This window comes from Kribbella sp. NPDC026596 (assembly GCF_040638415.1).
Classification (GTDB): Bacteria; Actinomycetota; Actinomycetes; order Propionibacteriales; family Kribbellaceae; genus Kribbella.
The window spans coordinates 175,039-188,276 of the sequence record NZ_JBEZYF010000004.1; the positions used below are offsets into that span (position 1 = coordinate 175,039).

Sequence of the window (13,238 nt, forward strand, 5' to 3'; positions counted from 1 at the left end):
GAGTCAACCAGCCGAAACTATCCTTCAGCAACCGCTTGCCACAGATTCGCCGGTCGGGCTGTGACATCGTTCCGCCGTGACCGAGCAGACGTCACCGGACAGCCGCCTCGCCTCGGCCCTCCGGTTCACCACCGAGCTGATCGCCTGGATCGCGACCCCGTGGGCGCTGGCTCCGCACTCGATCCTGCTTGCTGTTGCGGCGGACGTCGTACTGATCGGGTTGCCGACGGTCTTCCAGACTCCGGGAGACAAGCCGCGCGTGGTTGTCGCCGTGCCCGGCGTCGTCACGATCCTGCTCGTGCTTCTGCAGTTGGTGGCTGCAGTTGTTGCCGCGTGGGTTGCCTGGCCGGTGGTTGTCGCGGTTGTGGTCGGTCTGCTGGCTGTTGCGTGTGTGGTGACCGAGCAACCGCGGTGGCGGTGGTTGTTACGAGCCGCCCGCGCCGACTAGTTGGCCGTCCATGGAGAGGATGCGGATGGGGGTGGCCGTCTTGGTGGGGATGACCAGGGCTACCTGGTGGAGGTAGTCCTGGTGGAGGGTTTGGGTGTACTTGACCATGCTGCTGAAGGCGGTTGCCTCGCCGCTGGTCCAGTAGGCGTTCGAACCCGGCTCGACGCGCTGCAGGTACTGCTCGGTCAGGGAGAGGAAGACGAGTGCCTCGCCGGTCGACGTGATGAAGGCGAGCGGCTCGCCGGACGGCGCGAAGGTGTCCTCGACGCTCGCGATGTATGACTCGGCGGCGTCGGTGCCCTTGGTCTTGGCCCGCAACTCGACCAGCTTCGTCATCCCGGGGGAGGGTGCGAACAGCTTCGCCTGCGGAGCCTTCGGGCCGCCGGTCAGGTACGCCGCGAGGCTCGTGCTGACCGCGGCCGGCAGGCTGGACAGCTTGTCCAGGTCGGCCTCGGTCGGGGTACGCAGGCCTTCCAGGGACGGCAGCTTCATCGCCGTCGACGGGTAGACCGAGTTCGTCAGCAGCCACGGCGTACCCGCGCTCTGTCGTTGCCAGACGCCGAGCTGACGGGTGTCGGGCGCGCCCGAGACACCGGAGTCGACCACGAACCGCATCGGGTACGACGCGAACTCGGGTGCACCGATCGTCGGCTCGGTGAACGAGAACGGCTTGTCCTTGTCCTTCCCGGCGGTGTCGAGCTTGCGGCCGATCAGGTACCCAGCCCGGGTCTGCGCCAGGGTCGGGTTCCCCTCGATGGTCTCGGCGACCTTGGCGTCGCGGGACTCGTTGGCCTTGTTGTTCAGCTCGTTGTAGCGCTGGACGACGGCCTGGGCGTCGGCGAGCGTGACGGCCGGGCGGGTCTCGACCGCGGCCTCGCTGTTCTTGGCCGGTAGCAGGCCGCAACTCGTTGTGGTGAGCAACATTGCGCCACTGGCGAGCAGGGCGGCCGTCCTCCGCACCGCCTCGTCACTCTTCTGGAACTCCGGCGACTCCGCCAGCGAAACCGTCTCCGGCTCCTCCACCGGCGCGTCCACGGCCGGCACCACGGGCTGCTCGTCGTACTCGCGGTCATCGTGCGAGCGATCGTCGTACGCGCGGTTGTCGTAAGCCCGACCGATTTGCTCGGAGGTGCCCGCGCCGACCGCGGCGAGGAACACCGGGGATTTCGCCTTGGCGACAGCGGCCGCCGACATGAACATCGGCGCGGACGGGACGGACACCGGCGCCGGTCGCACCGGAGCGAACGGGCTGACGCGCTGCGGTGCGAACGGAGACACGCGCTCACGCGTCGGAACAACTGGCGCGGCCGCCCCGGACAGCCCGGCCGATGCTGCGACCCGAGACGATCCGACCGACGCCGCGACCTGCGTCGGCTCGGGCGCGGCGGGCAGTGCGGTGGGGGCCGCAAGCGATGTGGCGGCGGCGAGCGGTGCGGTGGCGGCGAGCGGTGTGGTGGCGACGGCGAGCGGTGTGGCGGCGGGCTGGTGGATGCGGGGTGAGACCGGGACGGTGAGCGGGGCAACCGCGGCGGAGTGGCGGCGGAACGTGAGGCTGAGACCCAGGGCGAGGATCAGGATGCCGGCACCCAGGCCCACCAGGGAGATGCCGAACGCGCGATGGATCTCGACGCCGAAGCGGACCTGCGCGCCGACCGCGGGACTCCCGTCCGCGTTCATCACGACGACGTCGTACCGCCCGTCCTGGATCGGCCAGGCGACCGACGCCTGACCCGTACCGGATTTCGCGACCCACCAGTCGAGCCCGCTGGGCTGCGTCAACTGCGTGGCCCGGCCGCGCATCTCCTGGGTGCCGAACGTGGCCGGCGGGTCGAAGTGGATCAGTCGCGTGTGCGCGGACCCGGACAGGTAGTCGCGGACGTCGAGATCCTGCCCGACGCCGACGAACAGCGACTTGTCGCCGGTCGCGGTCACGTGCAGGGTCGGGCCGTGCCGGTCCAGCAGGTCGGGCGCGGTGACGACGGCCAGGCCTTGACTGGTCAGCTCCCGGCTCGACGTGGAGATCGTGTTGTCCGGGCCGACCAGCCAGAAGGCCGCCAAGGCGCCGGCGACGGTGACCACCAGGCCGGCCGCGGTCAGCAGCAGGCCCAGAGCGGTGCGGGCGAAACGCATTTGAGGCTCCCGTTGTACGACGAACCCGGTCCGCGGCGGGTGGACCAGGCAACGGGCCCTCCCGTCGGGACCCTCAGTGGCCCGACGATCACCCGTTGCCACTGAATAACTGAGCGCACAAGGATCTGTTACTGTTTCATCACTAAGCGAATGGCCGTTCACAAACTCGAAGGCGGCGGAATGGGCCGGCCGCGGCTGGTGAGTGACGACGCGATTCTGGACGCGACCCGCCAGGTGCTGGCCGAGCTCGGACCGGTGAAACTGACCCTCGCGGCGGTCGGTGCCCGGTCCGGTCTCGCTCCGCCGACGCTGATGCAGCGCTTCGGTTCCAAACGAGGTCTGCTGCTCGCCGCGGCCGCTCGATCGCCGCTGATGGTGCTCCGCGCCGCCGAGGAAGCAGAGGCCCGGAACGAGTCACCGCTCGCCGCCCTGCGGACCTTCGCGCTCACGGCCGTCGCCGACCTCAACTTCCGCGAGGAACTCGCCGACCCCGAGTTCCGGCAGCACGCCCTGGCGCACTCCGCCGCCGTCGTAGGCAGCTGCGCCCGCCTCTACCAATCCGCTGTTCAGGCCGGTGAGCTCCGCGCCGACACCGACGTACCCGCTCTTGCCCGCCACACCCTCGTCTGTCTCACCGGCGCCCGCCAGGTCTGGTCCGTGAACGGCTGGGGCACCCTTCGCGAGTTCCTCACCGACCAGCTGGACCAGACCATCACGCCGAACCGACGTTTGCCTGAGTCAACCGTTTGATGCAGACGTTCAGATAGGGGACCAAGGCAACAAAAAACCCAGGTCGAGGACCTGGGTTCGGCATGTTCTGACAAATGGAGCGGGTGACGGGAATCGAACCCGCACTGTCAGCTTGGGAAGCTGATGTTCTGCCATTGAACTACACCCGCGCAGCCGGCGGAACCGGCAGGCGCTGACGAGCATAGCCGATCGGCGGGGGCGAGGGCACGACGGGTGCGGCGCGGCGTGGGGGAACGGTGCCAGGGGCGTGCGGGACCGGTGTCGGACGGTCCGGTCCGATGCCTCGGTGGTCGGATGGAAGGTTGTTGCGAGGTCAGGGGATCGTCGCGGCGGAAGATGCCGAACGCATCGAAAGGGGCCTGCCGACGGTTTGCGATCGGGGTTCTTGGGCAGTTTTCCACAAAGGGCGCGCTCAGGACTGGGCAGGGTGGTCATCTTCTGGCAGATTAGAACGCGTTGCCGGGGGCAACATTCGACGCAACGTGAGGATGCGGTCCTCGCACGGACCGGACAAAATGGTTGCGGGGCAACTGGATGAAGGGGTGAACGGTGGCAACAGACACAAGTGACGCGCTGGAGAACCTGGAGAAGGAGCTCGTCACGTTGGCACGACGGCTGCGCGGTCTGCAGCGGACGCTGTCCGACGAGGCGCATCCGGATCTGGAGCCGGCGCAGTACGCGTTGCTGAACCACGTCGAGGAACTGGCGCCGGTGCGGATGGCCGACCTGGTGGCAGCACTCGAGGTGGACAAGGGTCCGGTCAGCCGGGCCTGCGCGCGACTGGAGGAAGAGGGTCTGCTGAAGCGGGCGGCCGACAAGTCGGACGCGCGGGCGACTCTGCTGACGCTGACCGCGGCCGGCAAGCGGAAGCTGGCGGCGGCCCGCAAGAAGCGGCACAAGGTGATCGAGGACCTGCTCAAGGACTGGTCGCCGGCGCAGGTGAAGACCTTCGCCACCCAGGTGTCGAAGTTCAACAAGCTAGCCGGCTGAATTAGTTGCCTCAGGCCCGGTTTCGGTGCACCGCAACAGTGCCGGAACCGCACCCGTGACGGTCTGGTGGTAGGTCCCGCCGGAGAGCTGAGGGCTCCGGATGATCCACCACCGGCCGACGGAACCAACGACGGGCCAACGGCAGGTCCGGCCAGGCGCCGGGAGATCTCCGCGCGACCGTGCCTTCTCCCCTCCAGCACCAGGGGAGAAGGCTGCACTCGGAGGGTTATCCCCTCGCGTGTGGATGGGGGCGCTGGCTGTGCGGGTGGGCCGCGCGCTGCTAACGTGCGACCGTGCTGCTCTCCGACCGTGACATCCTGGCCGCGCTTGACGCGAAGCGGGTCCAGCTCGATCCGTTCGACGCTGCGATGGTGCAGCCGTCGAGCGTCGACGTACGGCTGGACCGGTTCTTTCGGGTGTTCGAGAACCACAAGTACCCGCACATCGACCCGGCCGAGGAACAGCCGGACCTGACCCGGCTGGTCGAGCCGGAGGGGGACGAGCCGTTCATCCTGCACCCGGGTGAGTTCGTGCTGGGATCGACGTACGAGCTGGTGACGCTGCCCGACGACGTGGCGGCGCGGCTGGAGGGCAAGTCCTCGCTGGGCCGGCTCGGACTGCTGACGCACTCGACCGCGGGGTTCATCGACCCCGGGTTCTCCGGGCACGTGACGCTGGAGCTGTCCAACGTGGCGACGCTGCCGATCAAGCTCTGGCCCGGGATGAAGATCGGCCAGCTCTGCTTCTTCGGGCTGTCGTCACCGGCCGAGCACCCGTACGGCTCGGCGAAATACGGCTCGCGGTACCAGGGCCAGCGCGGTCCGACGCCGTCGCGCTCGTACAAGAACTTCCACCGCACCGACGTCTGAGTACGACGAAGGCCCCCAAGGTGACCTTGGGGGCCTTCGTCGTGCCGTCGGTGGATCAGGCGGTCGGCTTCAGGACGATCAGGATCTTGTCGTTCTCGAGGTCGTCACCGAGCGCCTGCTGCAGGTAGGCGCCGCCGTACTTCGTCACGGCGGTGGGGGACGGGACGCCCAGCTTGGTGTCGTAGAGCGACAGGTCCGAGCCGAACGAGCTGCCCGGGTCCTTGATGCCGTTGTCCGGCGTCGGGCTGCTGTCGTCCGGCGTCGGGGTGCTGGTCGGCGTCGTGCCGTCCGACGGGGTGGTGCCGTCCGACGGAGTGCCGCTCGGCGTCGGGCCGCTGGTCGGGATGTCCTCGCCGTTCGTCGCGTTCAGCAGGACCGGCTGGGCGTCGGTCTTCGCGTAGACGACGCCGTGGAAGGCCGCGGTGACGGCGGGCACGACCCGGCTGGCCGACGCGTTGGTGTAGCCCCAGCTCTTCTTGCCGGTGTTGTCGTCGATGCCGAGGATCTCGTGCTTCTCGCCGTTGTCGCCGGTGGTGCAGACAACCGCGCTGGCCTGGTCGCCGAGGCAGGTGAAGGTCAGGGCGTCGTCCGTGCCGATCTGCGGCTTGGTCTGGGCGACGGAACCGGTCGCGATGTCCACCGAGTACAGCACGTTGTTGTAGACCGACTGCAGCGAGTTCTTGTTCGGGACGTACGACGAGCTGGACAGGTAGGCACGCTTGGTGCCGCTGCCGGACGGCCTCAGGTAGTTCTGCTTGGTTGGGATCTGCTTGCTGATCTTGCCGCTGGCGCCGTCGAAGACCACGATCGTGCCGTCGTGCGCACCTTCGGCGTTGTTGCCCTTGGCGCCGACGACGGTGCCGTTCAGCAGACCGGCCGGGGTGACGAACGGGACGGTGGTCGCCTTCTGCGTCTTCGGGTCGGCATAGACGGTGAAGCTCTCGCCGGCCTTGGTGGCGGCCCCGTCGGAGCCGGCCGAGACCCCGACCGCGATCTGACCGGTGGCGGCGTCGTACGCCTGACTCACCACGTCGGCGCCAACTCCGCCGGGGCCGAGCAACGACGACAGATCCGCTGTCACCTCGGCGACCTTCTTGCCGTCCGCGGCGTCGAGCCATTGGAACAGCACCTGCCCCTTGGCCTTCTGGGTGCCGTTGCCCTTGTCGTCCTGGACGTAGGCGATCGCGACGACGTCCTTGCCGTCCAGCTGGACCGCCATCGGCGAGGAGTGGTCGGAGGTCGTGGTCGTCTCGACTGTTGTGGACGGCACGGTCCACGGGGGGCTCTGGGCGGCGACGTTCCGGCCGACGAGGCCGGCCTTGGAGGAGACCAGTGCGGTCTGGCCGACCATCCCGGCCTCGGTCGAGTAGGTGTTGTCGGTCGTAGTCTCCGGGACACCGAACGCCGAGACGGTGGTAAGTCCCTTGGGTGGATCGAAGGAAGCGATGGGCGGCGCCGAGGGTGTGGCGGCGGAGGTGGTCTCGCGGTCCCCGGCCTTCGCGTCGGACTTCTTGTCGTCGCCGCCGCAGCCGGCCAGCAGGACGACGGCGGCGGTGACGGCGGCTGTTGCGACCATCGGACGCAGCATTGTTGGTTACTCTCCCCAGGTCTCGACCGAGAATGATCGCCTGAACGCTAGCAGTGTTCGCGGGTCCCGATCGCAGTTATCCACAGGCGTTGCACCAAGCTGCAGTCGGCACGCCGTCGTCAGCGGTGACCCGGGGTCCCCACCGTCACCAGTCCCAGGCGGTGCAGCAAGCTGTAGAGAGCGGCGCCCGCGCCGTTCACCGGCCCACCGGTCGTCGGTGCGGGCGGCCTCGGTCCGCCGGCGAGCGGCGGGGTGGTCAGTTGCAAGCCGTTCATCGGACGACGGACAGGCCGTTGCCGCGGTGGCGGGGCTGCGGCTCGGCCAGCCGGCGGGAGGCGGGCTCGAGGCGGTCGGCCAGCCGGCGCAGCGCGGTGGCCAGTCCGTGCCGCGGGCCGTTCGTGGCGGGCTTGCGGTCGTGGCGCTGGGCCCGGGCCTCGGCGGCCCGCAACTGCTCGGCGACTCGGTAGCGTGCGATTTCCTGGTGTTCGGTGATCATGTCCCTGCTCCCCTCACTGTGTCCCCGTGCTGTGTGTTCCTGGCTGTTTTCGGCAGTGCTTCGCCCAGGTCCCGCCGCCGTAGCGGTGGCCGGCGGGACCTTCTGGGTGTTTGGTGTCAGACCTTGACGACGGTGATGTCGCCGGAGACGGTGCGGGCCCGCAGCATCAGCGCGCGCTCGCCCTCGGCCGGCTTGTCGCCGGGCTCCAGCTCGCACCGGATCCGTCCGGTGACGGTCTTCAGGTCCAGGTACGCCGGGACGCCGTCGGGAACCCCGATCTCGACGTCACCGCGGGCCGTCTCGGCCTGGACGCTCGGCCCGTCGGCGATCTCGACCGTGACGTCGCCGGAGCCGGAGGTGGCGACCGAGTGGTCGCGGATCCGCTCGATGGTGATGTCACCCGAGCCGACCTTGACGGTGGTGGGACCGCCGGCATCGCCGACCTTGACGTCCCCGGAGCCCGTGCTCAGGCCCAGTTGGTCGGCGGCTTCACCGATCTCGATCGACCCGGAGCCCGTGCTGGCCCGGACCGCGCCGGCGGCGTGCTCGACCTTGACGTCACCGCTGCCGGTGCTGATCCCCAGGTCGGCTTCGACCCGGTCGAGGGTGACATCGCCGGAGCCGGTCGACAACCGCGCCGTACCCAGGGGCATCCGCGCGTCGATGTCACCGGAGCCGGTCTTGATCCGCGCGTCCAGCGTCGCCGAGGTGGCGATCCGGACCTGGATCTGCGGGCCACGGCCGCGGACGTTGCGGGGACCCTCGACGATCAGCTCACCGTTCTCGACGGTGAAGACGACGTCGTCCTCGGGGCCGCTGTCGACGTCCAGGGTGACCGCGGTCTCGGTGCCGTCGTTCGGCACGATCTCGACCTTGCCGGAGCCGATGTCGATCCGGACCCGGTCGATCTTGCCGGCGTCCTCGACGATCTGACTGCTGAAGCCGCTCACTGGACCCATCCCGTCATCCGTTGTCCCGGGCCGTGGCCACCACGGCGCTGGTGCTGTTCGCGGCGGCGGTCCTTGTCCTCGCGCCGCTGGTCGCGGTCGTCGCGGCGGCGGTCGCGGTCACCACGGTCACGGCCACGCCGGCCGCGCTCCGATCCGAAGACGCCCTCCTCACCGAAGGGGCCACCCGGGCCGAAGACACCGTCCGGGCCGAAGACTCCGTCGGGTCCGAGCGGGCCGTTCGGACCGAGCGGTCCGTCCGGGCCGAACATCCCACCTCGCGGCGGGCGCGGCGGCCGGGGCGGGCGGGGGCCACCGCGGCCGCTCAGCTCGGTCATCACGGTGCGCATCAGCCACGCGTTCGAGGAGATGCCCTCGGCCGCGGCGGCCTCGTCCACCTTGTTCTTCACCGACATCGGCAACCGCAGCGTGATCCGCGCGGTCGGCTCGTCGGCGTCCAGGATCACCTGCTCGGTGTCCCCGGTGTGGGGCTCGTCGTCGAGGTCGTCGTGCTCGTCCGGACCGGTCAGCTGGCTCGGGGCCGGCGTGACCACGAACTCGGGACGGCCACCGGCCATCCGGAGCTCGACCGAACCGGGGGACAGCTCGCGGCTGATCTCCCCGGCGGCGTCGGACAGGGCTGAGATGAGGGCCAGGCGGCCCGCGTCATCCAGCGTGGCCCCGAGGCGCTGGGCCACGGAACGAGTCTGGTCGTCGGCCAGGGCGGTGGCGTTCTCCACGCTCCGCCGGACCGATTCGAGATAGTGGTCAAGTTCCATGCCGACGATCATGACGTCATCGTGACGTCACTGTCAACCCCTTCTGATGTCATGCTGTCGTCATCGTGGCGGCACAGGCAGAATGTGAACCCTTCGACGACAGGAGAAACGGTGTCCAGAGGAGTACTCGTCACAGGCGCGTCCAGGGGTGTCGGCGCGGCCACCGCGCGGGCGTTCGCGCAGGCCGGCGACCGGGTCGTGCTGCACTGCCGGGGCGCGGTCGACCGGGCCGAAGAAGTCCGGGCCGGCCTGCCCGGAGCCGGTCACACGGTCGTGGCCGCAGACCTCGGTGACTCGGCCGCGATCCCTGCCCTGGTTGAGGAATCGGCCGCCACGCTCGGCCGGATCGACGTCCTCGTGAACAACGCGGCGCTGTACGTCGACGAGCCGGTAGGCGGATCCCGGCGGATCGGGCACTCGCCGGTCGAGACGCCGTACGACGAGTGGGTCGCGGCCTGGCGTCGTACCTTGGCGGTGAATCTGGAAGGGGCGGCGCACGTGACCTGGTGCGTGGCTCGCCAGATGCTCGACACCGACCCCGCAGCGGGCGTACGGCGGGGTGCAATCGTCAACGTGGGGTCGCGCGGCGCCTACCGCGGTGAACCGGACGTGCCCGCCTACGGCGCCGCCAAGGCCGGACTGCACTCGCTCGGTCAGTCGTTGGCGGTGTCACTGGCGCCACATGACATCACCGTGACGTCAATCGCGCCCGGATTCATCGCCACTGACATGACCGAGACCATCCTGGACGGCCCTGGCGGCGACGCGATCCGGGCCCAGAGCCCGTTCAACCGCGTCGCCACCGCCGAGGAGGTCGCCGAGGCGATCTACTGGCTCGCCTCCCCGCCGGCCGGCTGGTCCAGCGGCGCCGTCCTCGATTTCAACGGCGCCTCCTACCTTCATTAGCTTCCGTACACCTCGAGTTCGACGATGCGGGAGTAGGTGTTGCCGTTGCCGGCCAGGCAGAGGATGCGTACGGCGTCCGCCTGGACCGGATCGAACGCCGAGGTGACGTGGCCGAGGGTGTTGCCGCGGACCTGGGCAACGGTCTGCCAGTCAGCGGTGCCGGTGCGGACCTGGACGTCCCAGTCGCGCAGCCCATTGGTCGCGGCCGGGTACTTGACCGAGTCGAGCGTGTAGAGCTCGACGCGGTTGATGGTGGCCGGCTGGGACAGGGCGACGTCGTAGTTGTCCGGGAAGACCGCACGGGTGCCGTCGTTCCAGCCGGTCAGGGTGTCCCAATGCTCGGAGTCGTGGTCGCCGTCGACCGCGCCGCAGAGGGCGAAGTTGCCATGCGTCGACGAGGCGGCCGCCTGCTCGCCGAGAACGAGGTTGTCGCCCGGCCCCTTCGGCGGCAGTGGGTTCACCTGCACCGGCACGGTCAGCCGCGATCGGTCGACCTCGAGAGTGATCTTGTAGTTACCGGGCTGGGCGTCGCGGGGCACGCGCACCTCGACGGGCGCGCTCACCGGCTGGTCGGGGTCGACTGCCGGCAGCCAGGACGAGAACAGCTCCCGGGACAACTGGAGTGGTCCGGTCGGGGTCAGCGTCAGGTCGGCGTACCTGTCCTCGCCGCCGGTGTTGGTCATCGTGAGGTTCAGGGTGCCGGGCAGACAGGGCAGGCCGACCACGCTCAGTTGTTGCGGGTCGGTACCGACCTGTACGTCGGTTGTTGCTTTAGGCATCGAAGTCGCCCCGATCAGGGACGCGGCCACCGCGGCGCCGAAGCCGACGGCCGATTGCCAACGGATGATCATCGGATGCTCCTCACAGAACCTGGATGCCGGGCTGCCCGTCCTCGACGAGGAGCTTGGCGCGAGTGCTGACGGTGCCGTTCGGGACGCTGACCTTGTCGACCACGCGGTAGTCGGAGACCCAGCGCTGCGGGGTGATGCTGCAGCTGACGTAGCCGCGCTGGAAGTTGCCGAACTTGATGTGCGGGTTCTCCTTCAGCAGCGTCAGGCCGCCGGGATCGAGGTCCATCCCGTCGATCCCGGACGTGATCGACGTACCGACGAACTCACTGCCGACGGTCGGCGACGCCTGGTCGGTGAAGTCGAGCTTGAGGTCCGAGGCGACACTGCGGTGCAGGTCGCCGGCGATCGAGACCAGGTTGCGGACCTTGCGCTGGGCCGCACCACCGAGGACCCGGTCACGGGAGGCCTCGTAGCCGTCCCAGGTGTCCATCGGGACCAGCACGTCCGGGCCGTCTTTGGTGTCGAGCCGTGCGATCGCGGTCTGGTGGGCCATCACGTTCCAGCGCGACTGCGAGGCCGTCCAGCCGTCGAGCAACCACTTCTCCTGGGCGTCGCCGGTGATCGTGCGAGCCGGGTCCTTCGTCTCCGGGCCGGGCGCCTTGGTGCCGTCGCCGTACGCCTGGTCCGAGCGGTACTGACGCGTGTCGAGCACACTGAACTCGGCCAGCCGGCCGTACCGGAGCCGGCGGTAGAGCTGCATGTCCGGGCCTTTCGGCAACTGCGCGAGCCGCAGCGGCATGTGTTCCCAGTACGCGCGGAAGGCGTTGGCGCGCCGTACCAGGAACTGCGCGGGCGGGGCGCTCGGATGCGCTTCATCGGCCCAGTTGTCGACGACCTCGTGGTCGTCCAGCGTGACGATCCACGGCGCGACCGCATGGGCCCGCTGAAGGTCCGGATCCAGCTTGTACGCCGCATAACGCGTGCGGTACTCGTCGAGCGTCACCGTCTGCTGGGTGATGTACGGCTCCTTCGAGTCCGGGCGGATGCCGCGGTCGATACCGAACTCGTAAATGTAGTCGCCGAGGAAGAACACGACGTCGTGGTCCCGCTTGGCCATGTCGGCGTACGCCGTGTACCAGCCCTCCCACGACGCCTGGCAGGAGGCGAAAGCCAGCGACAGCTCGGAGAGGTTCGCGTCGGCCGTCGGTGCAGTCCGGGTCCGGCCGACCGGGCTGAGCCGCCCGTTCACGCGAAAGCGGTACCAGTAGTGCCGCCACGGACGCAGTCCCCGTACGTCGACATGCACCGAATGACTCGACTCCGGCCGGGCCTGGGCCGTGCCGGAGCGGACGACCCGGCGGAACTGCTCGTCCTCGGCGACCTGCCACTGGACGTCGACCGGATGCCGCTCCATCCCGCCGAACGGCGTCAGCGGATCCGGGGCGAGCCGGGTCCAGATCACCACGGCATCGGGCAACGGATCACCCGAGGCGACGCCCAGGGTGAACGGATCCCGATGATCGGGCCGGCCGGTCGCCCCGGCCGTCGCACTCCCGATCTCGGGCAGCTTGCCGGTCAGCGCCAGCGCGGCCGCCGTCCCGGATACGGTCAGAAAGGTTCGTCGACTGCTGCGCATCGGCACTGGCCCACCCGATCATCCGTAGGTGATCACTTCCGTAACGGGAGATTACGAGAAGTTCACACGAACGGGTGGGAATTGACCGGTTCCGGTCTCAGCGAGAGACGATCTTGCTCGCCGGCGGCGCGGTGATGCTGACGGGCTTGTTGTAGTCGGTCAGGTTCATCACCATCGAGACGCCACTCAGGTCGAACGACATCCGGCCGATCCGGTGGGACTTGTCCATCCACATCGAGTAGGTCAGCGTTTTCGGCACGCCGGCCGGGACCTTCTTGCCCTGCGCGGCCAGTGCCTTGGCGGTATTGACGGTGACGGCGTACCGGTCCAGCGTCTGGCCGCCGATGGTCTCGGTGCGGACGAACTTGACGGTGGCCACGCTCGAGTCGAACGACTTGAAGATCTTCGTCGGGTCGCTGCCGCTCAGCAGTTCGCCGAACTCACCCGCGTCGCCGGCCGCGATTTTCACGTACTTGCCGGCCGGAGTCATCCCCGGGATCGACATGTAGGCAGCCTTCTTGACCACGACGATCTTCGCGGTCTTGCCCTGGAAGGCCGCGCCGGTCATCTCCATCGACATTGCGACCGGATCGGCGGTCTGGATGCCCTTCATGGTCAGCACGGTCTGGCCGTTGGCCGTCATCGTGCCGAGGATGCGCCAAGACTTCTGCTTGGTCAGCGCGGCGTTCATCGCCGGCACGAAGGTGACGCGGTTGAGGTGGGCGACCGGCGCCGGCTTCACGGGTGCGGCGGTGGTGGCCACCGGCGTGCTCGCCGACGGCGACGGCTTGTAGCCGGTGGCCTCGGGCTTGTCGTTGCCGCAGGCGGCCAGGCCGAGGGCGATCGGTACGGCAGCGACGGTGGCCATCGCGGCACGGAACTTCATGATGCGGATTCCTCCCCAGATG

General features: G+C 69.0%; 14 protein-coding genes and 1 tRNA gene. 5 read left to right on the forward strand and 10 right to left on the reverse strand.

The window, feature by feature from the left end; all coding sequences use genetic code 11:
* The first annotated feature begins 76 nt into the window (after positions 1 to 76).
* Positions 77 to 448: a hypothetical protein gene (locus AB0E63_RS04910; protein ID WP_360361483.1), complete on the forward strand. Its 372-nt coding sequence runs from the start codon at positions 77 to 79 to the stop codon at positions 446 to 448.
* Here AB0E63_RS04910 and AB0E63_RS04915 read toward each other — a convergent pair.
* A complete protein-coding gene (locus AB0E63_RS04915; protein WP_360361486.1) occupies positions 425 to 2,578 on the reverse strand; it encodes a hypothetical protein in 2,154 nt (717 codons plus the stop codon). The two genes, AB0E63_RS04910 and AB0E63_RS04915, sit on opposite strands and share 24 nt — an antisense overlap.
* 150 nt (positions 2,579 to 2,728) lie before the next feature.
* Here AB0E63_RS04915 and AB0E63_RS04920 point away from each other — a divergent pair, with 150 nt between their 5' ends.
* The gene (locus AB0E63_RS04920; protein ID WP_360361489.1) at positions 2,729 to 3,328 is read left to right on the forward strand and encodes a helix-turn-helix domain-containing protein; all 600 of its coding nucleotides are present in this window, start codon (positions 2,729 to 2,731) and stop codon (positions 3,326 to 3,328) included.
* A 75-nt stretch (positions 3,329 to 3,403) separates the two neighbouring features.
* On the opposite strand, the gene AB0E63_RS04925 is transcribed toward AB0E63_RS04920, so the two are convergent.
* Positions 3,404 to 3,477 (reverse strand) — tRNA-Gly (locus AB0E63_RS04925).
* Positions 3,478 to 3,877: 400 nt separating this feature from the next.
* On the opposite strand from AB0E63_RS04925, the gene AB0E63_RS04930 reads away from it, so the two are divergent.
* Positions 3,878 to 4,318: a MarR family transcriptional regulator gene (locus tag AB0E63_RS04930; protein ID WP_360361492.1), complete on the forward strand. Its 441-nt coding sequence runs from the start codon at positions 3,878 to 3,880 to the stop codon at positions 4,316 to 4,318.
* A gap of 293 nt (positions 4,319 to 4,611) precedes the next feature.
* Positions 4,612 to 5,187 carry a dCTP deaminase gene (dcd, locus tag AB0E63_RS04935; protein ID WP_360361495.1) on the forward strand — a complete coding sequence of 192 codons (576 nt, stop codon included), beginning with the start codon at positions 4,612 to 4,614 and terminating at the stop codon, positions 5,185 to 5,187.
* A gap of 55 nt (positions 5,188 to 5,242) precedes the next feature.
* On the opposite strand, the gene AB0E63_RS04940 is transcribed toward dcd, so the two are convergent.
* The 5 genes from AB0E63_RS04940 to AB0E63_RS04960 all read right to left on the reverse strand — a co-directional run bounded on the left by AB0E63_RS04940 (position 5,243) and on the right by AB0E63_RS04960 (position 8,997).
* Positions 5,243 to 6,763: a hypothetical protein gene (locus AB0E63_RS04940; RefSeq protein WP_360361497.1), complete on the reverse strand. Its 1,521-nt coding sequence runs from the start codon at positions 6,761 to 6,763 to the stop codon at positions 5,243 to 5,245.
* 131 nt (positions 6,764 to 6,894) lie between these two features.
* Positions 6,895 to 7,050, reverse strand: coding sequence for a hypothetical protein (locus tag AB0E63_RS04945; protein WP_360361500.1), 156 nt, complete (start codon positions 7,048 to 7,050; stop codon positions 6,895 to 6,897).
* Positions 7,047 to 7,271, reverse strand: a complete 225-nt coding sequence (locus AB0E63_RS04950; RefSeq protein ID WP_360361503.1) for a hypothetical protein — start codon at positions 7,269 to 7,271, stop codon at positions 7,047 to 7,049. Before AB0E63_RS04950 ends, AB0E63_RS04945 begins: the two co-directional genes overlap by 4 nt.
* 116 nt (positions 7,272 to 7,387) lie before the next feature.
* The gene (locus AB0E63_RS04955) at positions 7,388 to 8,230 is read right to left on the reverse strand and encodes a DUF4097 family beta strand repeat-containing protein (RefSeq protein WP_360361505.1); all 843 of its coding nucleotides are present in this window, start codon (positions 8,228 to 8,230) and stop codon (positions 7,388 to 7,390) included.
* Positions 8,218 to 8,997: a hypothetical protein gene (locus AB0E63_RS04960; protein ID WP_360361507.1), complete on the reverse strand. Its 780-nt coding sequence runs from the start codon at positions 8,995 to 8,997 to the stop codon at positions 8,218 to 8,220. The genes AB0E63_RS04955 and AB0E63_RS04960 overlap by 13 nt, the downstream gene beginning before the upstream one ends.
* Positions 8,998 to 9,108: 111 nt before the next feature.
* Here AB0E63_RS04960 and AB0E63_RS04965 point away from each other — a divergent pair, with 111 nt between their 5' ends.
* Positions 9,109 to 9,903 (forward strand): SDR family oxidoreductase, encoded by a 795-nt coding sequence (locus tag AB0E63_RS04965; RefSeq protein WP_360361510.1) that lies wholly within the window; start codon positions 9,109 to 9,111, stop codon positions 9,901 to 9,903.
* Here AB0E63_RS04965 and AB0E63_RS04970 read toward each other — a convergent pair.
* The 3 genes from AB0E63_RS04970 to AB0E63_RS04980 all read right to left on the reverse strand — a co-directional run bounded on the left by AB0E63_RS04970 (position 9,900) and on the right by AB0E63_RS04980 (position 13,216).
* The gene (locus AB0E63_RS04970; RefSeq protein WP_360361513.1) at positions 9,900 to 10,754 is read right to left on the reverse strand and encodes an NEW3 domain-containing protein; all 855 of its coding nucleotides are present in this window, start codon (positions 10,752 to 10,754) and stop codon (positions 9,900 to 9,902) included. The genes AB0E63_RS04965 and AB0E63_RS04970 overlap by 4 nt on opposite strands.
* A 10-nt stretch (positions 10,755 to 10,764) precedes the next feature.
* Positions 10,765 to 12,330: an alkaline phosphatase D family protein gene (locus AB0E63_RS04975; RefSeq protein WP_360361516.1), complete on the reverse strand. Its 1,566-nt coding sequence runs from the start codon at positions 12,328 to 12,330 to the stop codon at positions 10,765 to 10,767.
* Between the two features lie 97 nt (positions 12,331 to 12,427).
* Complete coding sequence (locus AB0E63_RS04980; RefSeq protein WP_360361519.1) at positions 12,428 to 13,216, reverse strand: hypothetical protein; 789 nt, start codon at positions 13,214 to 13,216, stop codon at positions 12,428 to 12,430.
* Positions 13,217 to 13,238 lie beyond the last annotated feature (22 nt).

Bases quoted from the DNA above. Each gene is read 5' to 3' on its own strand.
- AB0E63_RS04975 (WP_360361516.1), bottom strand. From the start codon at position 12,330: ATGCGCAGCAGTCGACGAACCTTTCTGACCGTATCCGGGACGGCGGCC.
- AB0E63_RS04915 (WP_360361486.1), bottom strand. From the start codon at position 2,578: ATGCGTTTCGCCCGCACCGCTCTGGGCCTGCTGCTGACCGCGGCCGGC.
- AB0E63_RS04960 (WP_360361507.1), bottom strand. From the start codon at position 8,997: ATGGAACTTGACCACTATCTCGAATCGGTCCGGCGGAGCGTGGAGAAC.
- AB0E63_RS04940 (WP_360361497.1), bottom strand. From the start codon at position 6,763: ATGGTCGCAACAGCCGCCGTCACCGCCGCCGTCGTCCTGCTGGCCGGC.
- AB0E63_RS04955 (WP_360361505.1), bottom strand. From the start codon at position 8,230: ATGGGTCCAGTGAGCGGCTTCAGCAGTCAGATCGTCGAGGACGCCGGC.
- AB0E63_RS04950 (WP_360361503.1), bottom strand. From the start codon at position 7,271: ATGATCACCGAACACCAGGAAATCGCACGCTACCGAGTCGCCGAGCAG.
- AB0E63_RS04980 (WP_360361519.1), bottom strand. From the start codon at position 13,216: ATGAAGTTCCGTGCCGCGATGGCCACCGTCGCTGCCGTACCGATCGCC.
- AB0E63_RS04945 (WP_360361500.1), bottom strand. From the start codon at position 7,050: ATGAACGGCTTGCAACTGACCACCCCGCCGCTCGCCGGCGGACCGAGG.
- AB0E63_RS04920 (WP_360361489.1), top strand. From the start codon at position 2,729: ATGGCCGTTCACAAACTCGAAGGCGGCGGAATGGGCCGGCCGCGGCTG.
- AB0E63_RS04970 (WP_360361513.1), bottom strand. From the start codon at position 10,754: ATGATCATCCGTTGGCAATCGGCCGTCGGCTTCGGCGCCGCGGTGGCC.